The organism is Pseudoalteromonas rubra (assembly GCF_000238295.3).
GTDB classification, from domain to species: domain Bacteria; phylum Pseudomonadota; class Gammaproteobacteria; order Enterobacterales; family Alteromonadaceae; genus Pseudoalteromonas; species Pseudoalteromonas rubra.
In genome coordinates, this window is sequence record NZ_AHCD03000027.1 from 1 (window position 1) to 25,522 (window position 25,522).

Annotated in this window: 21 protein-coding genes and 1 pseudogene; 14 read left to right on the forward strand and 8 right to left on the reverse strand. The window is 49.3% G+C overall.

What is annotated here, in order from left to right; genetic code table 11:
• Nucleotides 1-744: 744 nt before the first annotated feature.
• The 4 genes and pseudogenes from PRUB_RS04480 to PRUB_RS04495 form a co-directional block, all read right to left on the reverse strand.
• A pseudogene (locus PRUB_RS04480) lies at nt 745-1,164 on the reverse strand (hypothetical protein); the annotation flags it as partial.
• 610 nt (nt 1,165-1,774) lie between these two features.
• Nucleotides 1,775-2,959 carry a vWA domain-containing protein gene (locus PRUB_RS04485; protein ID WP_010383874.1) on the reverse strand — a complete coding sequence of 395 codons (1,185 nt, stop codon included), beginning with the start codon at nt 2,957-2,959 and terminating at the stop codon, nt 1,775-1,777.
• 2 nt (nt 2,960-2,961) lie between these two features.
• Nucleotides 2,962-3,795 (reverse strand): AAA family ATPase, encoded by an 834-nt coding sequence (locus PRUB_RS04490; RefSeq protein ID WP_010383875.1) that lies wholly within the window; start codon nt 3,793-3,795, stop codon nt 2,962-2,964.
• Nucleotides 3,796-3,870: 75 nt separating this feature from the next.
• A complete protein-coding gene (locus PRUB_RS04495; RefSeq protein WP_010383876.1) occupies nt 3,871-4,095 on the reverse strand; it encodes a DUF1653 domain-containing protein in 225 nt (74 codons plus the stop codon).
• A 54-nt stretch (nt 4,096-4,149) separates the two neighbouring features.
• On the opposite strand from PRUB_RS04495, the gene PRUB_RS04500 reads away from it, so the two are divergent.
• The 10 genes from PRUB_RS04500 (at nt 4,150) to rpoS (ending at nt 11,265) form a co-directional block, all read left to right on the forward strand.
• Nucleotides 4,150-4,632: a DUF2947 domain-containing protein gene (locus PRUB_RS04500; protein WP_010383877.1), complete on the forward strand. Its 483-nt coding sequence runs from the start codon at nt 4,150-4,152 to the stop codon at nt 4,630-4,632.
• 93 nt (nt 4,633-4,725) lie between these two features.
• Nucleotides 4,726-5,373, forward strand: coding sequence for a hypothetical protein (locus PRUB_RS04505; protein ID WP_010383878.1), 648 nt, complete (start codon nt 4,726-4,728; stop codon nt 5,371-5,373).
• 53 nt (nt 5,374-5,426) lie between these two features.
• Nucleotides 5,427-5,711 (forward strand): cell division protein FtsB, encoded by a 285-nt coding sequence (gene ftsB / locus PRUB_RS04510; protein ID WP_010383879.1) that lies wholly within the window; start codon nt 5,427-5,429, stop codon nt 5,709-5,711.
• Nucleotides 5,704-6,405, forward strand: a complete 702-nt coding sequence (ispD, locus tag PRUB_RS04515) for a 2-C-methyl-D-erythritol 4-phosphate cytidylyltransferase (RefSeq protein ID WP_010383880.1) — start codon at nt 5,704-5,706, stop codon at nt 6,403-6,405. Before ftsB ends, ispD begins: the two co-directional genes overlap by 8 nt.
• Nucleotides 6,402-6,881, forward strand: coding sequence for a 2-C-methyl-D-erythritol 2,4-cyclodiphosphate synthase (gene ispF, locus PRUB_RS04520; RefSeq protein ID WP_010383881.1), 480 nt, complete (start codon nt 6,402-6,404; stop codon nt 6,879-6,881). The genes ispD and ispF overlap by 4 nt, the downstream gene beginning before the upstream one ends.
• Before the next feature lies 1 nt (nt 6,882).
• On the forward strand, nt 6,883-7,947 hold the full coding sequence (truD, locus tag PRUB_RS04525; RefSeq protein WP_010383883.1) for a tRNA pseudouridine(13) synthase TruD: 1,065 nt from the start codon (nt 6,883-6,885) through the stop codon (nt 7,945-7,947).
• Complete coding sequence (gene surE, locus PRUB_RS04530; RefSeq protein WP_010383885.1) at nt 7,928-8,677, forward strand: 5'/3'-nucleotidase SurE; 750 nt, start codon at nt 7,928-7,930, stop codon at nt 8,675-8,677. The genes truD and surE overlap by 20 nt, the downstream gene beginning before the upstream one ends.
• Nucleotides 8,678-8,682: 5 nt before the next feature.
• Entirely contained in the window at nt 8,683-9,321 is a 639-nt protein-coding gene (locus PRUB_RS04535) for a protein-L-isoaspartate(D-aspartate) O-methyltransferase (RefSeq protein ID WP_010383888.1), read from the forward strand.
• 80 nt (nt 9,322-9,401) lie between these two features.
• Entirely contained in the window at nt 9,402-10,226 is an 825-nt protein-coding gene (locus PRUB_RS04540; protein ID WP_010383889.1) for a peptidoglycan DD-metalloendopeptidase family protein, read from the forward strand.
• A gap of 55 nt (nt 10,227-10,281) precedes the next feature.
• Nucleotides 10,282-11,265: an RNA polymerase sigma factor RpoS gene (gene rpoS, locus PRUB_RS04545; RefSeq protein WP_010383890.1), complete on the forward strand. Its 984-nt coding sequence runs from the start codon at nt 10,282-10,284 to the stop codon at nt 11,263-11,265.
• 599 nt (nt 11,266-11,864) lie between these two features.
• Here rpoS and PRUB_RS04550 read toward each other — a convergent pair.
• Nucleotides 11,865-13,979 carry a S8 family peptidase gene (locus PRUB_RS04550; protein ID WP_010383891.1) on the reverse strand — a complete coding sequence of 705 codons (2,115 nt, stop codon included), beginning with the start codon at nt 13,977-13,979 and terminating at the stop codon, nt 11,865-11,867.
• A gap of 372 nt (nt 13,980-14,351) precedes the next feature.
• Here PRUB_RS04550 and PRUB_RS04555 point away from each other — a divergent pair, with 372 nt between their 5' ends.
• Together PRUB_RS04555 and PRUB_RS04560 are read left to right on the forward strand one after the other, a co-directional pair.
• Entirely contained in the window at nt 14,352-15,539 is a 1,188-nt protein-coding gene (locus PRUB_RS04555; RefSeq protein ID WP_010383892.1) for a BaiN/RdsA family NAD(P)/FAD-dependent oxidoreductase, read from the forward strand.
• Between the two features lie 192 nt (nt 15,540-15,731).
• On the forward strand, nt 15,732-16,700 hold the full coding sequence (locus tag PRUB_RS04560) for a WD40 repeat domain-containing protein (RefSeq protein ID WP_010383893.1): 969 nt from the start codon (nt 15,732-15,734) through the stop codon (nt 16,698-16,700).
• Between the two features lie 578 nt (nt 16,701-17,278).
• On the opposite strand, the gene PRUB_RS04565 is transcribed toward PRUB_RS04560, so the two are convergent.
• Together PRUB_RS04565 and PRUB_RS04570 are read right to left on the reverse strand one after the other, a co-directional pair.
• The gene (locus tag PRUB_RS04565) at nt 17,279-18,463 is read right to left on the reverse strand and encodes an alpha/beta hydrolase family protein (protein WP_010383895.1); all 1,185 of its coding nucleotides are present in this window, start codon (nt 18,461-18,463) and stop codon (nt 17,279-17,281) included.
• A 53-nt stretch (nt 18,464-18,516) separates the two neighbouring features.
• The gene (locus tag PRUB_RS04570; protein WP_010383896.1) at nt 18,517-18,918 is read right to left on the reverse strand and encodes a MerR family transcriptional regulator; all 402 of its coding nucleotides are present in this window, start codon (nt 18,916-18,918) and stop codon (nt 18,517-18,519) included.
• 76 nt (nt 18,919-18,994) lie between these two features.
• Here PRUB_RS04570 and PRUB_RS04575 point away from each other — a divergent pair, with 76 nt between their 5' ends.
• On the forward strand, nt 18,995-21,085 hold the full coding sequence (locus tag PRUB_RS04575; protein ID WP_010383897.1) for a TonB-dependent receptor plug domain-containing protein: 2,091 nt from the start codon (nt 18,995-18,997) through the stop codon (nt 21,083-21,085).
• Between the two features lie 107 nt (nt 21,086-21,192).
• On the opposite strand, the gene PRUB_RS04580 is transcribed toward PRUB_RS04575, so the two are convergent.
• Nucleotides 21,193-23,283 carry a winged helix-turn-helix domain-containing protein gene (locus tag PRUB_RS04580; protein ID WP_010383898.1) on the reverse strand — a complete coding sequence of 697 codons (2,091 nt, stop codon included), beginning with the start codon at nt 23,281-23,283 and terminating at the stop codon, nt 21,193-21,195.
• A gap of 554 nt (nt 23,284-23,837) precedes the next feature.
• On the opposite strand from PRUB_RS04580, the gene PRUB_RS04585 reads away from it, so the two are divergent.
• Nucleotides 23,838-25,469, forward strand: a complete 1,632-nt coding sequence (locus tag PRUB_RS04585) for an MBL fold metallo-hydrolase (RefSeq protein WP_010383899.1) — start codon at nt 23,838-23,840, stop codon at nt 25,467-25,469.
• Nucleotides 25,470-25,522: the final 53 nt, after the last annotated feature.

The following is a 25,522-nucleotide window of genomic DNA, read 5'->3' on the forward strand; positions in this document are numbered from 1 at the left end:
GAAATAGCGCCGATGATAGTGTGGGGTTTCCCATGTGAAAGTAGGACATTGCCAAGCTCCTAATTAGAGAAACCCGTTGCAGCAATGCAGCGGGTTTTTTGCTATGTGCGATTCAAAAGCTGTAGACAGAGCGGTGTTGTCTATTCATCGATGAAGCTGGGTTGGATGGTGGAATAGGCCTACGTTCTCTAAAAAGGCTCGTTTCACCTTGCGCAAAGTAAATGAACTCGCGTTGCTCGCTGTCTTTGTACTTTGCACTTAATTCATCCATGAATCTCATCGACATTCGTACCTCCATGTACATCAAACCCGTTGCAGCAATGCAGCGGGTTTTTGCTATGTGCGATTTAAAAAAGTTGTATAACTTTTCGATCCCAAAGCCCACACTACCGTCATCCCGCACTTGATGTGGGAACTGCTGACAGGCTACACGGCGAGTATAAATGGCACATCAATATTGCCTACATCCCCGTCATCCCGCACTTGATGCGGGAACTGGTGACAGGCCGCACCGTAAGCATGAGTTGCCCCGAGACCTGACAAGCATCATCAGACTCCAAACAAGAAAAGCCCAACTCGAAAGAGGCGGGCTTTTTGCGATGTGTAAATTAAAAAAGCTGTAAAGAGCTGTCCTGTCTATTCGCCCGTGAAGCTGGGTTGGATGGGGAATTGGTCAGCATCCACTAAAAAACTGCGCGTTTCATCTTGCGTAAGGCCGCGCTAAAGCACGGCTATACTTTGTCATTAGCTCAACTCTTTAATTGCTTCACTGAGTCCATCTAAGGTCAATGGAAACATACGGCCAGCCATCAGTTCATCGATAAGGCCAATTGAATGGTAGTAAGGCCAATGAGTCTTTGGTTGTGGGTTAAGCCAGGCGACTTTATCAAAATGCTGAGTGAGCCTTTGCAGCCACACTGAACCGGCTTCCTGATTCCAGTGCTCGACACTGCCGCCGGGGTAGGTGATCTCATAGGGGCCCATAGTGGCATCACCGACGAAGATCAGCCGATAATCCCGGCCAAAGCGATTGATCAGCTGATGGGTATCGAGCAAGGTATTATCCAGCCTGTCATTGTCCTGCCAGACATGTTCGTATACACAGTTATGGAAGTAGAAAAACTCAAGGTGTTTAAACTCGCTGTGCGCGGCGCTGAACAGCTCAAAGTAAATGAACTCGCGTTGCTCGCTGTCTTTGTACTTTGCACTTAATTCATCCATGAATCTCATCGACATTCGTACCTCCATGTACGTCAAACCCGTTGCAGCAATGCAGCGGGTTTTTGCTATGTGCGATTTAAAAAAGTTGTATAACTTTTCGATCCCAAAGCCCACACTACCGTCATCCCGCACTTGATGTGGGAACTGCTGACAGGCTACACGGCGAGTATAAATGGCACATCAATATTGCCTACATCCCCGTCATCCCGCACTTGATGCGGGAACTACTAACAGGCCACGCGGAGAGTATGAATGACACGTCGGCATAACCCACATCCCCGTCATCCCGCACTTGATGCGGGAACTGGTGACAGGCCGCACCGTAAGCATGAGTTGCCCCGAGACCTGACAAGCATCATCAGACTCCAAACAAGAAAAGCCCAACTCGAAAGAGGCGGGCTTTTTGCGATGTGTAAATTAAAAAAGCTGTAAAGAGCTGTCCTGTCTATTCGCCCGTGAAGCTGGGTTGGATGGGGAATTGGTCAGCATCCACTAAAAAACTGCGCGTTTCATCTTGCGTAAGGCCGCGCTAAAGCACGGCTATACTTTGTCATTAGCTCAACTCTTTAATTGCTTCACTGAGTCCATCTAAGGTCAATGGAAACATACGGCCAGCCATCAGTTCATCGATAAGGCCAATTGAATGGTAGTAAGGCCAATGAGTCTTTGGTTGTGGGTTAAGCCAGGCGACTTTATCAAAATGCTGAGTGAGCCTTTGCAGCCACACTGAACCGGCTTCCTGATTCCAGTGCTCGACACTGCCGCCGGGGTAGGTGATCTCATAGGGGCCCATAGTGGCATCACCGACGAAGATCAGCCGATAATCCCGGCCAAAGCGATTGATCAGCTGATGGGTATCGAGCAAGGTATTATCCAGCCTGTCATTGTCCTGCCAGACATGTTCGTATACACAGTTATGGAAGTAGAAAAACTCAAGGTGTTTAAACTCGCTGTGCGCGGCGCTGAACAGCTGCTCACAGATCTGAATATGATCATCCATAGAACCACCGATATCGAACAACATGATGACATTGACGGCGTTGTGTCGCTCAGGTGCCATCTTCACATCCAGCATACCACCTTGCTTAGCTGTAGCGCGGATGGTTTCATTCAGATCAAGTTGATCGCTGGCGCCACTGCGGGCAAATTTGCGCAATTGTTTGAGTGCCAGCTTGATAGTGCGGTTACTGATGTCGCTGTCGGCATCCAGGTTGCGATACTGACGTTTATCCCACACCTTGACGGCACGGCGGTGACGGCTGCCATCCTGACCAATTCGGACACCTTCTGGGTTATAACCATATGCCCCAAAAGGAGAAGTACCGCCAGTTCCTACCCATTTGTTGCCACCGGCATGACGCTTTTGCTGCTCGGCGAGCCGTTGCTTCAGGGTATCCAGCAGCTTGTCGAGTCCACCGAGCGCTTTAAGCTTGGCTTTTTCTTCTTCACTCAGGTGCTTTTCAAACTCTTTGCGCAGCCAGTCTTGTGGCAGGGCGTTTTGCTGTAACTGGCTGAACAGATCCAGAGATTCGACACCCTCAAAATAATCGGCAAAGGCGCGGTCAAATTTATCAAACTGGGTTTCATCTTTGACAAATATGGTTTTGGCGAGATGATAAAAACCGTCGATATCGGCGAAACACACGTCTTTATCCAATGCGTTGATGCAGTCCAGTAGCTCACGGAGGCTGGCTTTCACGCCATAGCGCCTGAGCGTGAATAAGAAGTCGATCAACATGATCAGCGCTTACCTAAAAAAGCCAGCTTCTCAAGCAAAGTGACGTCCTGCTCATTTTTCAGTAGTGCGCCAAACATGGGCATCAATCCACCTTTGTGGCTACGATCCTGAAGTGTCTGGGGATCTATGTCTTCTGCCAATAGCAGCTTGAGCCAGTCGAGCAGTTCACTGGTACTGGGTTTCTTTTTTAATCCAGCGACACTGCGTAGTTCAAAAAACACTTCCAGCGCGTGTTTCACTAAGCGCGGCTTAATCGCCGGGAAGTGGACATCAATGATTGCCTGCATTTCGTCTTTATCTGGGAAATCAATATAGTGGAAGAAACAACGGCGCAAAAATGCATCGGGCAGTTCTTTTTCGTTATTGGATGTGATGATCACAATAGGACGAACCTGTGCTTTTATCTGCTCACCGGTTTCATACACATGAAACTCCATGCGATCTAGCTCAAGTAACAGGTCATTCGGGAACTCAATGTCTGCTTTATCAATTTCATCGATCAGTAGCACCGGGCGTTTAGCCTGAGTAAAGGCCTGCCACAGCTTGCCCTGAATGATGTAATTACCAATATCATGTACGCGTGCGTCTCCCAGCTGACTGTCTCGCAGGCGCGATACTGCATCGTATTCATATAAGCCTTGCTGCGCCTTAGTGGTTGATTTGATGTGCCACTGAATGAGCTCAGTATCCAGGCTTTTGGCCAGCTCTTCAGCCAGCAGGGTTTTCCCTGTGCCGGGCTCCCCTTTGATCAGCAGTGGCTTTTCCAGGATCACTGCAGCGTTTACCGCTTGTTGCAGCGCCGGGCTGGCAATATAAGATTCGGTACCTTTAAACATAAACGTGTTAACTCTGGTCTGATGAGTAATAGAAGCCCAGTGTGCCACAGCGAAGATGGGCAGCGCAAATACACCTCACTGTGCCGGTCCCAGGTAATTAAATCGTGGCACTTGCTCACCGTCGATCTCGACGGTCTCACAGAACATACTGAGTGGGCGCACCCAATGATCATAGTTGCCGTACAGTGTCTGGTAGACCACCATGGCCTCTTCAGTTTCGCTATGGGTGGCAACGAACAGCACCTGATATTTTGGGCCTTTGTAATGTTGATAAATGCCGGGTTTGAGTTCTTTATTCACGGTTGTAGCTCCAATTAGGTATAATGCTTAGGTTTTAATAAATAGGTATCAGACATGAATTATATTGCGCTCGATGCGTTCAAGAAAGCCTGGGTGTTCCGTCATCAGGACTTGCCCATTGATGAGGCCGATCTGGCACGGATCAAGCCGATGACTGAGCAACGCGCGGCGGTGTTGTGGACCACTATGGTGAGTCGAGAGCAGGATCACCCTGACTTTTTTACGCCTCATGACTGGCCAGGCAAAGAAGAAAACTGGCACGAAAGCCTGGACTGGGAAGGCCCCTGGGAAGCTGGTGAAGCCACTTTGCCCGACACCATTTGTGATTTTCTCAACTGGGAAGATAACACCACAGTGTATTTTTGTATGTCACGGGAACTGATCATTGAAACCCAGTTTGATGTGTTTAAGCGTACCTGGCAGAACTTTATGTTTTTGGCCGATGGCAGCCTGTTGCTAGGCAAAAAACGTGATACCGCGGTGATGTTCAGTGAATCAGGGGAAGCCAGGCTCGGTAAGCGGCCTAAAAACCCTTAATCGTTCTTCGTTGCCTGTTGTCGGTTGCTTTCATGCGAGTGCGCTATATTTAACCGTGTGGTCGTGATATAACCTCTGTGTAAAGGAGGCATTTTGAACAGTCAAGATCACACCAAGCAGCAAAGCACGATATGGCAGGATGAGGCAACCCGGTTGGCGTATGCTGAGCTGGCTAACGTCTTTTATGCGCGTGAAATCCCCAGCTTGTCGACAGAGCCTGACATTGACCGGCTGCAAAGGCGTTTAAACAGCCTGCCTTACTACGTAGAGCGCGCAGCGACGCACATTGTGCTTGGTGAGGTGCCTCTGGAGCTTGATAGCCACAATGGCTGTTGGTTGGCTAAACAACGCAAATGTCCCGAGTGGCAAGCAGAAGAAGCGTCGGCTTTTTTCACTGCGCAGGCTGCCGTGGGGCTGGTTGTGCCGGTGCTGGTTGTGGACCTTGGCATAAGCTGTTTGTATTTAGATACGCTGGATCAGAGGCGCGACGGACGATGGCATTGTAACCAGTTTGGTTGGTTTGACTGTTCGGGCAAAGCACTCAGCAACAATGAGCAAGCCGATTTGCCAACAACCCGTTATTTACTCAAACCCAATAAAGCGTTAATGACCGCCGCCTGTTGTGGTCACCGCTGGCAATATCATAAAATACTGCCACCCAGAACGCTGGGCTTACGCGAAATGTTACTGGCCAGCAGTGTAAACTGGGCAAACGTGAGAAAAAAACAACAACGCAAGTAGTGCACATTGCCAGGTGCAATGCATGATCCTGTAAAGCAATTAAGGTAGCCCGAATGCGATATTTCCAACTTGCATTGCTATGCCTGTGTGCCTATACCCAATATAACTTGTGGTTTGGACACAATGGTCTTGAAGACTTTAGGCGTATCAAAACGGCGGTAGACAAACATCAGGCTGCCAATGCCGATCTGGCCAAACGTAATAAATTACTCAGAGCGGATATCGAAGATCTTAAGCTTGGACTCGAAGGGGTTGAAGAACGGGCACGCCATGAGCTGGGCATGATCAAACCGAATGAAACCTTTATCCGCGTACTGTCAAAGAAGCACGATGAATAAACCAATTACAATTGCAGCGGTTGTTCCTGCTGCTGGCGTGGGTGCCAGAATGGGACTGAATCACCCCAAGCAATACCTGAAAATTGGCGACAAAACGGTGCTTGAGCACACACTTGGTAAATTGGCTCAAGTACCACAGCTGACTAAACTGTATGTGGCCGTGAGTGAAACGGATGGCTACTTTGATGAATTGGACTTGAGTGGCCTTGCAGTCAGCCGGGTAACCGGGGGGCAGGAGCGATCCGATTCGGTGCTCAATGCCTTGCTGGCGATGCAAAGTACGCCGCCAGACTGGGTGCTGGTGCATGATGCTGCTCGACCACTGGTGGAAGTCAGCGACATCACCAACTTGATTGAGCAGTGCCTGACGCATCAGGAAGGTGGCATTTTGGCGAGTAAGGTCAAAGACACCATTAAACGTGGCACCAGCCACAGCGAAGAGACTGTGCCACGAGCAACATTATGGCAGGCGCTGACACCGCAGTTTTTCCCTTATCATCAATTGCTCAATGCGTTGCAACAGGCACAGCAAAATAACGCACAGATCACCGATGAGGCCTCAGCCGTTGAGCTGGCCGGGCAACCTGTTCGGTTAGTCAGTGGTCGCTCAGACAACATTAAAATTACCACACCAGAAGACTATGCACTGGCCAGTTTTCTGATGTCACAACAAAGCAAAGCGAGGTCATTATGATACGCATAGGTCACGGGTTTGATGTTCATAAGTTCGGTGGTGAAGGCCCGCTAACCATTTGTGGTGAGAAGATCCCCTACACGCAAGGGTTTATTGCACACTCCGACGGTGATGTGGCCATTCATGCTGTGTGTGATGCTTTGCTTGGCGCGCTGGCGCTGGGCGATATTGGTAAACACTTTCCCGATACGGCAGCTGAGTTTGAAAACATCGACAGCCGTATTTTGCTGCGCAGAGTGATGGAACAGGTCAGCGAACTGGGCTATCAGCTTGGTAATCTGGATGTCACTATCGTCGCACAGGCACCAAAAATGCGTCCGCACATTGATGCGATGCGCGCTAACCTGGCGGCAGATTGTCACGCTGATATGGACCAGATCAATGTGAAAGCCACCACCACGGAAAAACTGGGCTTTGAAGGGCGTAAAGAAGGGATCTCCAGCCATGCCGTGGTATTACTGATTAAGGTGGCTTAGCGTGAAAACCTGTGTATCTGCGCTTAACTACCTGTACGGTGAGCCGTTAGCGCGCGCTGAGTTTAAGTCTCAGCCTGAAGATTTTATGGTGGATGAGATCCTCGATATCGAATTTACCGGGGAAGGGGAGCATGTTTGCCTTCAGGTGGTTAAAAAAGGGGAGAACACAGCCTTTATTGCCCGTAAGCTGGCCGAATTTGCCGGTGTCGCGCCAAGAGATGTTAGCTATGGCGGACTCAAAGATCGTCACGGCGTATGTACTCAGTGGTTCAGTGTCCCGGTGCCAATCAAACAATCTTTGGATTTCAGTGAGCTGAACAGTGATAGCCTGTTTGTGGTGAAACAAGTGCGCCACAATCGAAAATTGCGCACCGGGTGTCACAAGGGTAATCGTTTTACCATTACATTACGTAATGTCAGTGAACCGTTGGATCTGTTGTCACGGGTCAATGCTGTGCGCCAGGGGGTACCGAACTACTTTGGTGAGCAGCGTTTTGGCCATGATGGTTACAACCTGGAAATGGCACAAAGGCTGTTTGAGGGAGAGCGGATCCGTGATAAAAAATTACGCGGCTTGGTGATCTCTGCTGCACGCTCACACATTTTTAATCAGCTGGTTTCAAGACGGGTCGCTGAGCATGGCCTGGCAAAAACCTGGCATCGTGAAGTTTTCATGCTCAGTGGCAGTAATGCGTTTTTTGAAGAAGGCATCAGTGATGCGCTGATTGTCCGGCTACTTGAAGCCGATATTGTGTTGTCAGCGCCGTTGCTGGGTAAAGGCGAAAAAGGCCTGACTGCACTTGAAATAGAATGGCTTAAACCCTTTTCCGACTGGTGGCAGGGGCTGGGCGCTTTGGGGCTTAAAAATGAGCGCCGCGCTCTACGGGTGATCCCCGAAAATCTCGTGGTGAAAACACTCGACGCGACGACCATTCAGCTTAGTTTTGATTTACCGAAAGGGTGTTATGCCACCGCAATACTGCGAGAGCTGGTGCATCATGAGGATGTCAGCCATCGCAATTATGATAAAAAAGGAAGCAACCAAGATGAAGATCCTGCTCAGTAATGATGATGGAGTACATGCTAAGGGAATAGAAGTACTGTACAAAGCGCTATGCGAAATTGCCGAGGTGGTGGTCATTGCGCCAGATCGCAATTGCAGCGGTGCAAGTAACTCGTTAACACTGATTAATCCACTGCGGGCAACCACGCTTGACAATGGCTTTGTGAGTGTCAATGGGACACCCACAGACTGTGTTCACCTTGGGGTTAACCAGTTGCTTGACGAAGCCCCCGATCTGGTGGTGGCCGGCATCAACAATGGGGCGAATTTGGGCGACGATACGCTTTACTCAGGAACGGTTGCTGCCGCGACAGAAGGTCGCCATCTGGGGTTACCTGCCATTGCTGTGTCTTTGTGTTCGAAGCGTGAAGCACATTATGAAACCGCTGCGGCTGTCACGGTGAAACTCATTAAGGCGCTGAAAAGTCATCCGCTGCCGAAAGATCAGATCATCAATATCAATGTGCCAGATATTCCCCTGTCTGAGCTCAAAGGCATGCAAGTGACTCGCCTGGGCGCACGACACAAAGCTGAAACCATGACTCGACAGTTGGATCCCTGGAACCGTGACGTGTACTGGTATGGCTCCCTGGGCCAGGAACTGGATGCGGGCGAAGGCACCGATTTTTATGCGATTAAGCAGGGGTATGCCGCCATTACTCCTCTGAAAGTAGATATGACAGCGCATGAGAGTCTGGATCCATTATCAAGCTGGATCGCTGAGCAGGAGTAAGCACATTGCTCAAGAACTACAAACGCAGCGCTGAGGCGCTGGTTACTACCCTGAGTCGTAATGGGATCAGTGACCCAGAGGTCTTGAACTGTCTGGAGATCACGCCTCGCCACTTGTTTGTCGACGCCGTATTGCAACATAAATCCTATGAAAATACGGCATTGCCCATCGGTCAGGGCCAGACTATTTCTCAGCCGCTAGTGGTTGCCAGAATGACGGAGCTGCTGCGCCAGGCCGGGGTACGCAAAAAAGTATTGGAGGTTGGTACTGGGTCCGGCTATCAAACTGCGGTGCTGGCCCAGCTGTTCGATGAGGTGTACAGCATAGAGCGGATCAAGGCACTGCAATGGCAGGCAAAACGTCGCTTGCATATGCTGGATTTATACAATGTTGCCATGAAGCATGGGGATGGCTGGCAGGGCTGGGCGTCGAAAGGCCCCTATGATGGTATCATTGTTACTGCAGCGGCAGCCCAAGTTCCGCAGGCGTTGTTAGAACAGCTGTCGGAAGGTGGCGTGATGGTTATTCCCGTGGGTGAGCAATACCAGGTGCTCACTGTATACCAAAGAAAAGGCCAGCAGTTTATCGAAAACAAACTGGCCGAGGTGCGTTTTGTGCCACTGATCCCAGGTGCGCTGAGCTAGAAGTCACAAAAAAGGCGAGAAAATCCATACGAGTATGCTAAAGTGGATGGTCGAATTAACAAGCGGAAAGTAATCAAGGCATGAATCGGGCGCGCATCAATATTTTATTGCTATTGTGCTATTTTCTGGCCGCATGTACGACGCCACATTCCCCCGCTCCGGTTGTGAATCTCTCCAAAGGTAAGACCAGTTATAAACAAAAAATTCAAATAAAAAATAATCAATATAAGGTTAAAAAAGGTGATACCTTATTTGCTATTGCTTTTAGTGCAAATAAGGATGTTAGAACTGTTGCCAAAATTAATAAAATTAAGCCTCCCTACACCATTTTCCCCGGTCAACTCATCTTATTAGAATATCCGAAAAAGAAGTATAAAGCGCCTAAAAAGCAGCCAGTAAAAACCGTAAAATTAACCGATAAAAAACAAAAAAATAACATTTCACCGAAAAAAGAGCTTGATCGACCTAAGCAACGAGAGTATGTTCAAAAGCAAGCCAGCGAAAAATCCAGTCATACCAAGCAGTTGTCAAATAATAAGGTACGATGGCGCTGGCCCGCAGTTGGTAAGGTGACCCGACGTTTTTCTGTCAAAGAAAACGGCTATAAGGGAATTCAGATTACAAATAAAAAGGGAACATCTGTTAAGGCTGCGGCAAATGGCGTTGTTGTATACGCAGGGAGTGCATTACGGGGATACGGCAATCTGATCATTCTGAAACACACAGATGATTACCTTAGCGCGTACGCCCACAATTCCAAATTGCTAGTAAGAGAGCAGCAGCAAGTTAAAGCCGGGCAAAAAATTGCCGAAATGGGAGATACAGACGCATCATCTGTTGCGTTGCGGTTTGAGATCCGTTACCGGGGACAAGCCGTAAATCCTAGCAGGTATTTGCCTAAATAATAGCCTATCGACGTAATGATGGAAGACTGTCACTTATTCGCTTGGGGGGATGCTTATGGCTCAAACAGCAAAATTGAATAGTAAAGTAAATCCAGAGTTGGACGAGAAGTTTGAAGATGTCTCAGTAGAGGAGCCCAAATCGGAGCTGCTGGAAGATATTGAGAATGATGAAGACCTTTTCGCCAAGGACGACAGCGTTAAGAATTTAGATGCAACTCAGTTGTATCTGGGAGAGATTGGCTTTTCGCCACTGCTTAGTGCAGAAGAAGAAGTTTACTTCGCACGTAAGGCCTTGAGAGGCTGCGAGGCGTCGCGCAAACGCATGATCGAAAGTAACCTGCGTCTGGTGGTTAAAATTGCGCGCCGTTACAACAATCGGGGTCTGGCACTGCTTGACCTGATTGAAGAAGGAAACTTAGGCCTTATCCGGGCTGTTGAGAAGTTCGATCCGGAGCGTGGTTTCCGCTTTTCTACCTACGCGACCTGGTGGATCCGTCAGACCATTGAACGGGCCATTATGAACCAGACCCGTACCATACGTTTACCTATCCACGTAGTCAAAGAGCTTAATGTGTATCTTCGTACAGCACGTGAGCTGACGCAAAAGCTGGACCATGAGCCGACCGCTGAGGAAATTGCAGAGTCACTCGACAGACCGGTTGAAGATGTCAGTAAGATGTTACGCTTGAACGAGAAAATCACTTCTGTGGATACACCCATTGGTGGTGATAATGACAAGGCATTGCTGGACATTATTGCAGATGAGCGTGGTTACGAGCCTGAAAGCGAAGTGCAGAACAAAGACATCAACCGCCATATTGTCGACTGGTTAGGTGAATTGAACCCGAAACAAAGAGAAGTGTTAGCCCGTCGCTTTGGGTTACTGGGTTACGAGCCATCGACACTGGAAGATGTAGGACGTGAGATTGGTTTAACACGTGAGCGTGTACGTCAAATTCAGGTAGAAGCACTGCGTCGCTTAAAAGACATTTTACAACACGAGGGGTTAAGCACCGACAGCTTGTTTGAACAAATGTAAGCACACTCGCAGCGCATTTTTTTATTGCCTTATTCCTGTGGCGCTGCTGAGCACACATCGTAGAGTCATTCCGTTGTTCGAATGACTCACGCATCTCCAAATTCCTTTGCTTTTTTCTACTTTTATTTCAATAACCCAATGATTATTATGCTTAAATAGAGCCTGGTGTTAATAATTTTTGGTATCTGTAAGCTGTAGGCTAAATGTCTAAACGATACTCACAAGTTTCAACTGGCTTCCGCAATTCGCGCTGAATACACCTTCCAGCTAGTCGTTACAGGGTTTGTGAACCGGCAACACTGAAAGCTTGTCTGAGCGCCGACTTCATAACCTGGACTGTCATCCCTTACTGGATAGGGCTGTCATACGGTACTCGATACGAACGTCACCCTGCACTCGATACGAATGTCATCCCGTACTTGATACGGGACCCACCAACAGGCAGCACAGCTGTTGATCTTGCACATCAATCTAGTAAGCCACACCGTCACTCGCAGGGCAATACCAGAACAAACAACTCCAAACACCCAACCACAAGGCATAAAAAAAGGGCTAAACCCTAAGGTTTAGCCCTCATTATAAAGCCTGGGGAATGTTGCTTATTGAGCCTGTGCGTTCAATGTAACGCCAGAGAAAGTTCTGTAAGCGTTAAGACCGAAGTACCAGGTACCCGCTTGTGGGTTAGTGAAAGTACAGGTCTCTGCATTACCACCTTTATAAGGACGGCAGTCATAGCTAGAGCTGGTCGGTGCACTACCTTGCTTAACGAACAGGTCAGCGTCGCCTGTACCACCAGAGATGGTTACAGTCAGGCTGCTCATGCCTGCAGGGACGTCTAGTGATTTCTGAACCCAGCCACCTGTGCTTGCAGACAGGTTAGACTCAGTCAAAGAAACCGGACCAGTAGAACCACCAGCTGTTTCAGCTTTCAGGCTAACACCGCTGTATGCAGAGTAACCGCGCATCATTACGTGGTAAGTACCAGTAGATGGGTTATCAATTGTACATACTTCGTTGTTACCACCTTCGTATGGACGACAGTCGTAAGTTGTCTGAGTCGGCTTAGCGTTTGCACGTACGTACAAGTCAGCATCACCGGTACCGCCACTCATAGTGAAGGTAACTTTGCTCACACCACTGGTGACGTCAAAAGTGTAGAATGTTTCGCTGCTTGCGCCGCCAGACAGGCCAGTTTTCGCTACGCCGTCTTCCAGCTCGTTGCCACCAGTACCGTTGTCGTTGCCAAGTGCTGCATCTACTGCTGCTGACGCATCGATGATACCAGTACCACAGCTAGTACAGGTTGCAGGGAAGCTGCGAGTTGTGCTTTTCAGGATGCTTTCTACTTCATCCGGCGTTGCAGATGGTTTAGCTTGCTTGATAAGCGCTGCTACACCCGCTACGTGAGGTGCCGCCATTGACGTACCTTGAGAATACGCATAGCTATCGCTTGAAGGTGTATTGCTGCCTGAGTTGTAAGTAGACAGAACACCTTCTGGATCATTAGCAAAGCTCTGTGCGCCACCTGGTGCTGCAACATCAATGTTTGCACCGTAGTTTGAGTAGTAAGCACGACCACCGTCACGACCTACAGACGCAACATTGATAACACCAGAACAGTTACCTGGGTTGTAGTTTGCAGAGTTGTCGTTGTCGTTACCTGCTGCAATAACAATTGTGGTGCCGTTTGCACGTGCTGTGTTGATTGCATTTTGAGTGGTAGAGCTACATGAACCGCTGCCACCTAAACTCATGTTAATAACGTCAGCTGGGTTAGCGTTTGCAGGCACGCCTGATACTGAACCACCTGATGCCCAGATGATAGCGTCAGCGATATCTGAAGTCAGACCACCACATTTACCAAGTACACGAACTGGTACGACTTTCGCGTCGTAAGCCACACCGGCAATACCTTCACCATTGTTAGATACCGCAGCCACAGTACCTGCTACGTGTGTCCCGTGCCAGCTTGAATCACGTGCACTGTGCGTATAACCACATTCGTTACGTGTAACCGCATCACCCGGGTCACGTGCATCGCTATCACGACCGCCACCATCGTTAGCAACAGACACATCTGAGATCATGTCATAACCTTGTAGCAGGTTAGCGCTCAGATCCGCGTGCGGACGGTAACCAGTATCCAGTACAGCAACAACTACGCCGCTACCGGTTGCTTTGTCCCACGCCGCTGGTGCGTTGATACCACCGTTTGCTTCAAAGTAGTGCCACTGATCAGAGTAACGTGGATCGTTAGGCGTTGCGAAAGGCTGTAGCATTTGGTCGATTTCGATGTATTCGATGTTGCCAGTTGCTGCCAATTCCTGCATCAGGCTTTGTGCTTCAGCAGCGCTTAGTTTCTTGTCAACACGCATTACGTGGTGGTTGCTCAATGCCATTTTACGAACGTACTTGGTTTGTAGTGAAGATTTTTTCTTACTTTTGAAGTTCTTCACGAAACTTTGAGCGCGCGAGTTCATCATTGCTGGTGACATATCCGCACCGGCAACAGACATAAGCTGGCTGCTGTTATCTTTATATTTGATGATGAACTGAGTACCGGCTGTGTTCTGGCTTTCCATCTTCTGGCTCAACTGCGCCATGCTAACGCTGTTGTTTAGTGCTTCAAAGTTGTTTGCCATTGCATTAGTCGCGGCAAACATGCCAGTCATTGCCAGCGCAACTGCGCCGATTTTTAGGTTACGTGTTGTCATTCTTAGAATTCCCTAGTTTCTTACTTGTTGTTGTTGTTCTGTTTGCGTGTGCAAGCAGATGGTTATCGAAGGTAAAGAAGTGGTTAAAGTATTTAAAGTGCTGTTTTGTTATTTACACTATTGTTTTTGTTATAAGTGGATGGCTAGATAGTTCGTTTATTGCAATAGTTCGTTGTTTTTATTGCATAATTATTCTTTGTTACAGGATGAGGTATGATTTAGTTAGTATTGTAAATGATTGTAAATGGTTAATATTTTATTACTAGTTGTGATAAAATTATGTGCCTTTGTTTGCTAAATAACCGCATTACTCCACCTCTTGGGTATAAGTTGATACAATACCTGCATAACTTTTTCAGGACACAATATACAATGTTGAACTTTGATGTGGTGATCATCGGCGCGGGCGCGGCTGGCCTGATGTGCGCGGCACAAGCAGGGTATCGGGGCCGCAGTGTGGCGGTGGTTGATATGGGCAAAAAAGCCGGTCGAAAAATACTCATTAGCGGCGGTGGTCGTTGCAATTTTACTAATGAGGGTGCCACACCACAGAACTATTTATGCGCCAATCCGCATTTTGTGAAATCCTGCCTGAGCCGCTACACCCAGCATGATTTCATCGAGCTGGTGGATAGGCACGGCCTGGCCTACCACCATAAAACCCTGGGGCAGCTGTTTTGTGATAACAGTGCTCAGGACATAGTCGATATCTTGTTAACCGAGTGCGACTGGGCCGGAGTTGAAGTATTCCTGCGCAATGAGGTGATTAAGGTCGAACGCACTGACACGGGTGGATATATTGTAACGACCTCTGAGCAGGTATTTAGCTGTCAGTCTCTGGTGGTCGCTGCTGGCGGTCTGACCATGCCCAAACTGGGCGCTACCCCCATCGGCTATAAAATTGCTGAGCAGTTTGGTCTTAAGGTCCTGCCGACCATGGCAGCTCTGGTGCCGTTTACCTTGCATGACCACGACAAAGCCCGTTTTGACGGGCTGGCAGGCGTCAGCCTCCCTTGCACTGCGCAAAGTGAAGATGGCACCAGCTTCAAAGAAAACCTGCTGTTTACCCATCGAGGCCTGTCGGGCCCGGCGATTTTACAGATCTCCTCGTTCTGGCGTGCCGGGCAGGGCGTGATTGTGAACCTGCTACCAGAGACGGATATGCAGGCACAATTGCACGACTGGCGTCAGGAGCAAGGCAGTAAGTCTCTGAAAAATTTACTTAGTACTGTACTGCCTAAGCGCTTTGTCGAGGTCTTGATCAGCGATCAAACCGTACCGGATAAAAATGCCAACCAGCTCAGCCACAGCGAAATTGACACGCTGGCCTATGCTCTGCACCACTGGCACATCAAACCCAACGGCACTGAAGGCTATCGCACCGCGGAAGTCACCCTAGGCGGCGTCGACACTGATGAGCTCAGCTCCAAAACCTTCGAAGCTAAAAAAGCTCCGGGCCTGTATTTTATTGGCGAAGTCACCGACGTCACCGGCTGGCTCGGCGGCTACAACTTCCAGTACGCCTGGAGCTGCGGCTGGGCATGCGGACAGGCGTGTTAGGTTAGGTGTAATAATAAAGTTTGTACACTGCTCAGGCGGGTCATCTAATCTTCTAATTAGGTGACCAATTTTACTATGCCATTACAATCAGTTAAGTTGTTGGAGTATGCTGAGGGTAAAAACTTTAGCAGTGAACGTTTATACGGAAAAAGATTATTAGCTTGAGTGCCTAATACTGAAAGGATTATAAAAATGAAAAAAATATCCGCTACGGCTTTGTCATTACTGTTGACGGGCTGCTTGTTTGACTCTCATTTTGAATCACCCGCAAGTGCTCAAAAGCAACATGGCTCAGGGTTAGTTCAATCGTCGGACTTATCTCATGACGGTGCTTTGTCTGTCATTGCAAGGCAAGATGAAGTGTGCCTGTGGAGTAACATCTCAGATAAAAAAGTATTCCCCTGTATCGCGGAGGGAAATATTGAGCTGACAGGTATCGCTGACAACGCCAGTGTATTTTATATATCCAACAGGCTGTCTGTTAGCCTGTTTTCTGCGAAGTCGGGCAAGCTGTTAGGCGCGTGGACCAGCGGTGAAAATATTATTAGAGATATAGCGATATCCCGCGATGGTGAAACGCTACTGTTAGGTTACAGAAGCGGCATAACGGAAGTGATAAATGTCAAAAGCAATCATAGAGCACAAAACAAATTACACGACTTAGATGTAAACACCGTGGCGCTGTCTGCTGACGGGCGAATGGCGATGACAGGTTCCAGCGATAAATTTGTTAAGTTGTGGGATGTACAAACAGGCAAAGAATTACAGTCTTATAAATTTTCAACCAGAGTCAACCATGTTTCTCTTAACGCAGATGCGACGATGGCGTTCGTACTGGACTCTGTGAATGCTCGCCAATTTATTGATTTAAAATCACAAGAACTAAGTTCCTCCTTGTCTACATATAGCAACTTCTTAGAGTTTAATCAGTCGGCATTTATTAACAATGATCAGTGGTTACTCACCGCCTCGCCAAATCAAAAAGTGCAGATCTGGCGTGTTGCAGATGGAGATTTAATTGCTAAGTTTATGGCGAATAAAGTCGATGGTCGAGATCGCGCATCAGTATTAAGCATCGCGATGGATGAGTCCAGGCAAGTGGTCATCAGTAAAACAAATGATGGGGTTGTGGAAACGTGGCCAGTTAAAACGCTGCTTTAAGCCCACATGAGGGCACAACGGTATGCCTTTTAAATTGTTTAAAAGGCTGATTTTGTTGTAATTCAATAAAACCGGACACTGGTTTAGGTGGTATTACTTCCACTCGAAAAGAGGTGTTTGTGGCCACAAAACGTCGTACTTTTATACTGTAATTCAAATTGGAAGCCGCCGTCTCGGTGCTGGAGGGCTTCCTCGCTTGAGTTTCTTCCCGCGCCTTAAGCTGATGCAAATTTGTGTACTGAACGACTCTCTTGAAGGGCAAATCGCGTATTTTTGACAACTTTTTCAAAAAGCTGATTTTGGTTATCCCGCAAAGCCTTTGAGCGATAGGCTCTAAAAACGCATAATCTGAATTCTGATATTCAGAAGGCACCATTTTACTTTAAAGGCACACAAGGTTATCTGGCTGTATCGCGTGCGTCCAAGCTGCTCGAACGGCATGAGGAGATCGAACGTATGCTTGCTGGCATGGTAAATGATGGCACCATAGCCAGTATGATTGACGCTATGGTACGTGAAAAGGTTAAAAAAACGCCCCCGATTCGCTAGACATGCACCTGTTCGTTTTCCCTTTCAGACTAAAATAACTGTTGTGTCCAGTGCTTAATTCGATGCATCAGGCAGCGCAATGGTGTCGCTGAGTCGTTATGTTTGGGGTTGCAGTCAGAGAGTTTGAAGGAAAATGGGGTTTTGCTTTCGAGAGCTGGCACAAACGTTTCTTCAGTGTGATTAAAGTGGTGCTCAAAAAAAGCGGCATTTAGCCTGGCTACGTCTATGATAGCGTTAAATTGAGGTGTCTCTTTCAGGCCATTTTTCAGCCAGTCTTTGAGGACTACAATGTCAGAAAAACTGACGTGATTGAGCGATTCAAACAGCGCTAAATAGCCTGTATTGTGTACGTTGATAAAGATTTCGCTGAAGTATTCTTCGTCTGCCTGCACATACATAAAAGGTTGTGTTACGGTGATATCTTGCCAGCCAAATACAGTGCCATCCATATTTACAATAGCGGTTACTTCGGGTGTTTTTGCAGCGGTATAAAATGCCGCAGCACCGCCGTAAGAATGACCCAGAATACCTACCTGACCATTGAGTGCATTGAACAAGGGGCTCTGCGGGTCTTGATCCATTTGCTTTATTTTTGCCAGGACAAAACGCTGATCGGCAGACCACATGGGTAAATCAATGCCCAGATCATCTGACGGCAGCTCTATCGTTTTTAACGCTTTTGAATTGGGCGGCTGATAATGATCCGAGCCAAAACTGTGATTGATGGAAGCGACCAGGTATCCCTGGCTGGCGATATGTGCAGCCATGATGGTAAACAACTCGGGATTTAGATAATAACCGTGGGAAAAAATGATCAGGGGTAAAGCGTCGTGTGACAGATGTATTTCACTCTCTGCGGCAATGTTCCATGTCATTGCGCTCAGAGGAGCGATATGTGTTATATCTGCATCTGTATCATAAATCAGCCTGTGCGAGCGCGAAAACTGATTACTCAACAGCGGTAATCTCTGATTGCTTGTGGTTAGATTGGTGGGGTAAAAAAATCGTACACCAAGTTGTCTGGGCGTGTCGGGTTGTGTCCTGTGGCCGGGACGATTTAAGTCCTTAAAATGCATGTAATGCGTGCCAACCGATTGCTCTAACGGCAGGATAAGTCTATTTAAAGTGTGGTTGATATTGAGCTGTGCAAATAGTGGTTGTGTATTTAGCAGGCAAAACAGACTGAAAAGCAGGTAAATCGATAGTCGTGGCATCTATGGCGCTTTGTTATTTTTATTTGGCTTGTATGAGGTTACAACACTTTTCGTCATATTTCAGCTCCTTCCCGCGCCTTCAATTTATGCAAAATGGTGCACTGGTCTACCTGCTCACCGCTGCATGAGGCGAGGGTTTGCAGGGATTGCTCCAGTAGCGCGAGTTCGCGCTGGGCGCGTTGTACCTGGGCGAGTTGCTCGGCGATGATTTTATCGACCACGGCACAGGAGGCGTTGGGGTCGGCCTGTACTTCGACCAGGCGTTTGATGTCGTCCAGCGGGATGTTGAGCTCCCGGCAGCGGCGGATAAAGATCAGGGTGTCTACATCGCCCGGTTGGTAGTGGCGATAGCCGTTGCTGGCGCGTTGTGGTGCGCTGATTAAACCAACTTGTTCATAATAGCGGATGGTTTTCGCATTTATCTGGGATTTCGTCGCAAGTTCGCTGATTTTCATATTGACCTTCCAGTCGCTGTAACCTTTAGCATCCGCAGTATCATTTATTCCTGTCCTGAGGGTCAAGTAAATAGTTATGTCTGATACGTTTCGTTCTGCCGGTTTGGTTTTGTCATTAAGTTGTTTATCACTGGGGATGTCGCTGAGTCCGCTGGCCACTGCTGTGAGTGCTGCGCTGGTTGCGCCAGGGCCTGAGCATCATGAACATGAGTCCCATGCTGAAGAAAAAGGGCATGAAGACGGAGACCATGATGCGCACGCAGAAGGTGAGCACCATGATGAGCACGGCCACGGTCATGAGATGGAAAAAATCGTCATTCAGGCAACGCGCTCTGGCCGGATTGCTGATGAGCAGCCGGTGCGGGTGGAGCTGATCAACCGCGAAGAAATCGAAGAAAAGGCAGCGATGCGTCCGGGTAACATCTCCATGCTGGTCGCCGAAACCGGTGGTGTGCGCATGCAAACCACCTCGCCAGCGCTGGGCAGTGCCAATATTCGATTGCAGGGTTTGTATGGTCGTTACACTCAGCTGCTGGCTGATGGTCTGCCGCTGTATGGTAATCAGGCTGCGTCGATTGGCCTGTTACAAATTCCACCAACGGACTTAGGCCGGGTTGAGATCATCAAAGGCTCGGCGTCGTCCTTATATGGTGGCTCGGCGCTGGGTGGGGTGATCAACCTTATTTCCCGCAAGCCAGGCGACGAGTTCAAGGGCGAGATGCTGCTGAACCTGACCACTCGTGATGGCCAGGACTTGACGTCTTACATCGAAAGCCCGCTGACTGATGACCTGAAAGGCTCGCTGACGCTGGGTGCACACCACCAGAAATCCGAAGACATAGACAACGACGGCTGGTTCGATTTGGCCGGGTATGAGCGCTACACAGCTCGGCCGCGTTTGTTCTGGGAAGGTGAGCAGGGTGAATCTCTGTATATTACGGCCGGAGCCATGACCGAACAGCGCAACGGGGGCACCAAGTCAGGCTTTACCATGGCGGATGGCAACCCGTATGTACAAACGCAGGATTCAGAACGTCTGGACGGTGGGTTTGTGTATAGCCAGCCGATGTCCGACACGCTCACGCTGCATGCACGCTCATCGGCCATGGTGCAAAACCATGAGCATGGCTTTGGTCTGATACTGGAAGAAGACAAGCACGAGAGTTATTTGTTTGAAACCAGTGTCAGTGGGTACAACGACACCACCGACTGGCTACTGGGCATGGCCTATCAGTCGGATGTGTTTGAGTCTGAGACGTTTCCAACCTTTGATTATAGCTATGAGGTGCCGGGCCTGTTCGCGCAGCTGGATCACACGCTGAGCGATACACTGACCGCCTCGGTGAGTGCGCGGGTGGATGACCACAATGAATATGGTACTCAGTTCAGCCCGCGGGTCACCTTGTTGTATCGTCCGGGTGAGCTGACGGTACGCGGCTCCTATGCGCAGGGCTATTTTGCGCCAACGCCGTTTGTGGAAGACATCGAAGCCGCGGGTTTATCGCGCTTAGCACCGGTAGGTGATTTACAGGCAGAGGAAGCCGAAACGGCCTCGCTGGACTTTACCTACACCTTTGATTCGGTTGAAACCAGTCTGACCCTGTTTGGCTCGAACGTGGATAACGTCACTGAGCTTGAGGTCGTGCCGACAACAGATGGCACTCAGCCCAATCAGATACGTCTGATCAATGCACTGGGCGAAAGTCAGATCCGTGGTTCAGAAGTACTGCTGCGTTATTACTGGCGCGACGTAAAACTGACTGCCAGTTATTTATATCTGGATGCAACCCAAAGCGTTGATGGTCAGACGCGCACAGAGATTGCGCTCACGCCTAAACATTCGGCCGGATTTGTTGCCATGTGGGAGCAGCACGGTAACTTCCGCGCCGGGTTCGAAGCCTATTACACCGGGCCGCAGCGCCTCAATGCCAATCCGTATGTCACTGAGTCCGACCCTTACTGGCATCTGGGTCTGATGGGGGAGATCACCACCGGGCGTTACAGTTGGTTTATCAACTTCGAGAACCTGCTGGATGTGAAGCAAACCGATGAGCATCCGCTGTTGTTACCACAGCAGGCAGTGAGTGGTCAGTGGACAACGGATATCTGGTCGCGCAATGATGGCTTTATTGTGAATGCGGGTGTGCGTATTAAGTTTGGCCAGTAACCCTCAGGTTCAGCTGTTCGGGGCGGTGTCTCTCACTGATAAACTAAGTGGGCTTTTTAGTAGATCCCGTGTCAAGCACGGAATGACACAGAAGGGAGCTGTTGCGTTTAGTTAATCAACACCAGCTCCTGATCGATACCGATAAACTGCTCCAGCAGCAGTCGCTCCCCGTGCACGTCGCTGATCTTCCAGGCAGTAGGTTTCAGGGAGCGCAGCGTATTGAGCAGGTTTCCGTCTAAGTCGTACCGGTTCAGCGTCAGGTTTGTCTGGTTGACGCTGTAGATATGCTCGCCTTTTATCACCATAGCACGCCCGTTCAGTGATGGGAGCGTTATGGCGTCGGCGGGATCTTCACCCGGCATAAAGCGCTTTACCTTGCCCTGAGCATCACTGTAGTACACCTGCTCATCCACCTGCCATGCGCGTTGTACGCCGTTAATCCCCAGTTTAGTCAGCCGGTTACTTGTTAAGTCATAACGATATAAACCACCGGGCATGGGGTCGTTTATCAGCACCAGAACTTGCCCCGATTGATGCCAGGCTTGTACAGAATGAATGGGCAATCTTGTGCTCAGGCTGTGTTGCTGGCCAGACAACCCTGAGCGGTACAGTTTACCGCCCTGCGCCCAGAGCAACTGAGTTGAATCGGGCGACCAGACAAACCTGTGGACAGGGTGGGGGAAGCTGGCATCGCTGAGTGCAATGGCCTGGTCATTCTGCCAAACCCAGAGCTGATCCATTCCGTTGCGATTGGATATGAACGCAATATGCCGACCGTCGGGTGAATACAGGGGCCGCCGCTCCTGGGCCTGGGTGCGTGACAAGCTCGGGTAGGGCAGAGAGCGGATGTTTAGATCGTAGGCTTGTGTGGTCACAGCCAGATCACCATGATTGAGCGCCAGCTTGACGATATCAATGTCTTTTCTGCCAGTCACCGCCACCAAAGTACGATTGTCCGGGTGCCGATTTGCGGATACCAGATTGGTAGCCGGAGTCGGTAGCAGGCTCAATTCGCCGTTCAGTTCCAGGCTATATAACTGACCTTGATTGACAACCAACAGGGTACGACCATCGGCAGAAAAATGGCCGGCGAGCAGGGCATTGGGGTCCATATTGGGAAGCAGGGTTATCGGGCTGTTGTGAAGTATTTGCGTGTTTTTATCCAGGAGCGTCAATCTGTGGCTGCGCTGCTTATCCCGGCTAAACAACGCAAAACGCTGGCTGGGCGCGTGATAGTCAAAGTGATACAGGTAGTCATCTGTGGCGGAATATAAGGGGCTGACAGTCTTAGTTAAGTCGTTGTATTGAACCAGTTGGGTTTGGTCAGGGCTGTGTTGTAAGAAGGCATAAGCATGATTGGGTAGCGCTTTAGGTGTGTGGGGCTGGCCTGAGCTGCACAGGTAACGTGGCTCAATGGCTTGGGGTTTAGCAAGTACCTGGGCGAAATCTAACGTGGCCAATGCCCAGCATGTGTGCGTTTTGTCGGTGGCAATGTTTTGATCACAGTCCGCTTTGGCTGCAAACACCAGCTCTCTGCCATCCGGGGTGAAACTGGGCGCGCCAAATTGGCCGGGTGTATTACTGAGCTGAAACTCTTTGCCACTATCGAGGTGTCTTGCCCACAAATGGCTGCTACAGCTGCCCGCATAGCGGTTAAAGATCACATGCTGGCCATCCGGGCTGAACAACGCATGAGATTCATGAGCATCGGTGTGGGTCACCGGAGTGAGGCGAGTGTATTCGGGTTGTGGTTTGGTGGGCCAGTTGAGGTATACCAAGGTGCTCAGTAAGAGTGTGCTTACTAATGTTATAACTGGCTTCAGGTAAGGTTTTTGGGTTTCAGTTTCTGCAGCTTTTGGCTCTGCTTCTGGCCAGCGTACCGGGACCAGCAGGCGGTACCCTATCTTTGGGTGGGTGGCGATTACGGTGGGATTTTTGGCATCGTCTCCCAGTACTTTACGCAAAATGGCAATGCAGCGTTGCAGGGCGTTGGGCACGACTTCAACGCCCTGCCAGACGAGGGTCATGATCTCCTGATGGGTAACAACTTGATCGCCGTGTTCGCGCTGGCGCTGTGCCAGTAATAGCAGCACTTGTAACACCTTTGGTTCTACATGGGTGTGCTGATCATTGAGGATCACGACACTGCGGGAGAGGTCGATTTCATATGCGTTAATAAAGAATCTTGTCTGTGCCATTGTAATCCGCTACTGCCTGAATCCGGCATTGAGTGTACGGTGCAATGTGATGTCTGTCGAGGTGTGCAACAGCGGATGAAGGTCTGTTACTTGTGACAGTGTTTTGCTGCAGGCAGGGATATGCGGTTTTGTTGCCTAAGTGAAATCACTTTGCTGAGTCGCGCCAGACAAGTCTACCTTGTCACCTCGGCCTACAAGTCGGGAAGCATCTAAAATACGACACAAGTGCAGCGTATGTCATGTGAAAGTCATGTGTTTTTGCATCGCTAACTTATGAGATGCCGATGAGTAGATCCCGTGTCAAGCACGGGATGACGGAGCAGGTGCGCATGTTGGCAGAGTAAAGAGCACGGAATAGCGCATGGGGGAGCGGTTTGGGGTATTTTAAAATTTATCTATTATATTCAATATATTAGGCTTATTTTCTGCGTGTTAACCCGGTAATTTCTTGTCCCTCAGTAATTCATCAGCTTTTCATTAGGGTGGCTTTGTGGTGTTGCGCTGCGTGATGGCATCCAATGGCGTTCAGAAAATAATAAGTGAGCGCTAATCCTATGTATTTTGATAATAAAAAACGCTTTATCTGTTCTTTCGGAAACGATTTTAAACACGTCTCTCAGTGGCTGAATGCTCTGATCCACGGGATGTTGCTGATACTAAAGTGCCCATCTATGTTGGTGTTGTGTTGCGCGCTGGCCACACTGGGCGTTTGTCCGCTTTCCCATGCTCAAATGCGCGAGGCGCAGATCATTGAACGCACGGTTGAGGCTTACGGAGGTGAAGGCTTACTGACTATGCCGGGCTTATCGGTCGATGAATCCTTCTACCATTATTCGCAGTGGCTGAGCGGCCATGCCTTGCAGGGCCCGATGGTGACTTATATGAGTGAGTTGCAAAGCGAGTATCACATTGATTTTGCCACGCAACGTAAGGTGTTTAAGCAGGCTAACACTCGCCGGGTGGGCAGTCATGGCAGTGATACGCCTGAAGTGACTCATCGCTTGTTTAGTGCAGGTAAGGGCACCAGCATTGATCATGCTTTGCAGCGGTATCAGCCGAGCCAGCGTATCTTCTTTGAAAATGCCACGCTGGGCTTTGAAGCCATGCTGGATACCCTGATCGTGCGTAAACTGGTAAACCTTAAACAAACCAGTCAGTGGTTGGATAAGGCTTATATCGCAGGTACCCCCCATGATGTGATGACTGCACCACTGGATGATGATCCGCAGACCACGCATACACTTTATCTGAACCAGAACAGTGGGGCACTGAGCCGGGTGATGACAGAGCAGCAAGGTAAAAAGCGGTTTTATGACTTTATGGCACACCGTAAAACACAGGGTATTCTGTGGGCGTCTCACGTGCTGGTTAGCACCGCAGAGGGTCCGCTTTATCACAGCCGAGCGCGTACGCTTAACGTTGGGCAGCCCGACGAGGCGCTGTTTCAAATTCCTGCGGCTTATCAGCGCGCGCCAAAGGTAAAGCCGTTTGATGTCGCCGGGCTGACAATACGTGAGCTGGCGACAGGCGTGTATTTTGTTGGTCAGGATTGGGGTTATACTTTATTTATTGATGCCGGTGATTATCTGATCTCGGCAGGTACCTGGCAGATGAACGAGCAGGCCGGCGCATGGGCGAAAGCACTGAGCAAATTGAGAGACAGTACCTCACTTGATAAGCCTGTGAAGTATCACATTGTGACACACCATCATACCGATCACCTGAGAGGCTTAGCGGATACTCAGGCTGAGAACACCACCTTGCTCGTCCATCCGGCCGACCAAGCGGCGGTAGAGGCTGAGTTGGGCCCACGTGTCAACATTGCACCTATCCCTGCCTCCTACACGCTGGCTGGTCGTAAAATCCGTCTGTTGGATGTGCCTAACAGCCATGCGGCACATAACCTGATTGTCTACCTGCCTGACTCACAGGTTTTACTGACAGAGGACATGTTTGGCAGCAGTTTCGAACAGGCGCTGCACTCACCTGCTCGCTGGCCAGGTTTAGATACTTACCATAGATTGGATACGCTGGTGGACACGCTCAACAAGCAGGGGATTGACGTTTCGCAATATGTGTCTTCGCATCATGGCAGGGTGCTGACTCAGGCTGATATCGACCTGGCCATGGCGATACCGCGCACAGAGCGGGGGTTGCTGTTACAGCGCTTATTTGGGGGTAAATAAGAAAAAGCGGCACACAGCAGTAGGTCTGTGTGCCGCCTGGTCGTGGCTAACTG

What these genes read in the sequence shown, in the direction of transcription:
- PRUB_RS04485 (WP_010383874.1), bottom strand. Translation starts at nt 2,959, where the DNA reads ATGTTGATCGACTTCTTATTCACGCTCAGGCGCTATGGCGTGAAAGCC.
- PRUB_RS04490 (WP_010383875.1), bottom strand. Translation starts at nt 3,795, where the DNA reads ATGTTTAAAGGTACCGAATCTTATATTGCCAGCCCGGCGCTGCAACAA.
- PRUB_RS04500 (WP_010383877.1), top strand. Translation starts at nt 4,150, where the DNA reads ATGAATTATATTGCGCTCGATGCGTTCAAGAAAGCCTGGGTGTTCCGT.
- ftsB (WP_010383879.1), top strand. Translation starts at nt 5,427, where the DNA reads ATGCGATATTTCCAACTTGCATTGCTATGCCTGTGTGCCTATACCCAA.
- ispD (WP_010383880.1), top strand. Translation starts at nt 5,704, where the DNA reads ATGAATAAACCAATTACAATTGCAGCGGTTGTTCCTGCTGCTGGCGTG.
- ispF (WP_010383881.1), top strand. Translation starts at nt 6,402, where the DNA reads ATGATACGCATAGGTCACGGGTTTGATGTTCATAAGTTCGGTGGTGAA.
- surE (WP_010383885.1), top strand. Translation starts at nt 7,928, where the DNA reads ATGAAGATCCTGCTCAGTAATGATGATGGAGTACATGCTAAGGGAATA.
- PRUB_RS04540 (WP_010383889.1), top strand. Translation starts at nt 9,402, where the DNA reads ATGAATCGGGCGCGCATCAATATTTTATTGCTATTGTGCTATTTTCTG.
- rpoS (WP_010383890.1), top strand. Translation starts at nt 10,282, where the DNA reads ATGGCTCAAACAGCAAAATTGAATAGTAAAGTAAATCCAGAGTTGGAC.
- PRUB_RS04550 (WP_010383891.1), bottom strand. Translation starts at nt 13,979, where the DNA reads ATGACAACACGTAACCTAAAAATCGGCGCAGTTGCGCTGGCAATGACT.
- PRUB_RS04555 (WP_010383892.1), top strand. Translation starts at nt 14,352, where the DNA reads ATGTTGAACTTTGATGTGGTGATCATCGGCGCGGGCGCGGCTGGCCTG.
- PRUB_RS04560 (WP_010383893.1), top strand. Translation starts at nt 15,732, where the DNA reads ATGAAAAAAATATCCGCTACGGCTTTGTCATTACTGTTGACGGGCTGC.
- PRUB_RS04565 (WP_010383895.1), bottom strand. Translation starts at nt 18,463, where the DNA reads ATGCCACGACTATCGATTTACCTGCTTTTCAGTCTGTTTTGCCTGCTA.
- PRUB_RS04570 (WP_010383896.1), bottom strand. Translation starts at nt 18,918, where the DNA reads ATGAAAATCAGCGAACTTGCGACGAAATCCCAGATAAATGCGAAAACC.
- PRUB_RS04575 (WP_010383897.1), top strand. Translation starts at nt 18,995, where the DNA reads ATGTCTGATACGTTTCGTTCTGCCGGTTTGGTTTTGTCATTAAGTTGT.
- PRUB_RS04580 (WP_010383898.1), bottom strand. Translation starts at nt 23,283, where the DNA reads ATGGCACAGACAAGATTCTTTATTAACGCATATGAAATCGACCTCTCC.
- PRUB_RS04585 (WP_010383899.1), top strand. Translation starts at nt 23,838, where the DNA reads ATGTATTTTGATAATAAAAAACGCTTTATCTGTTCTTTCGGAAACGAT.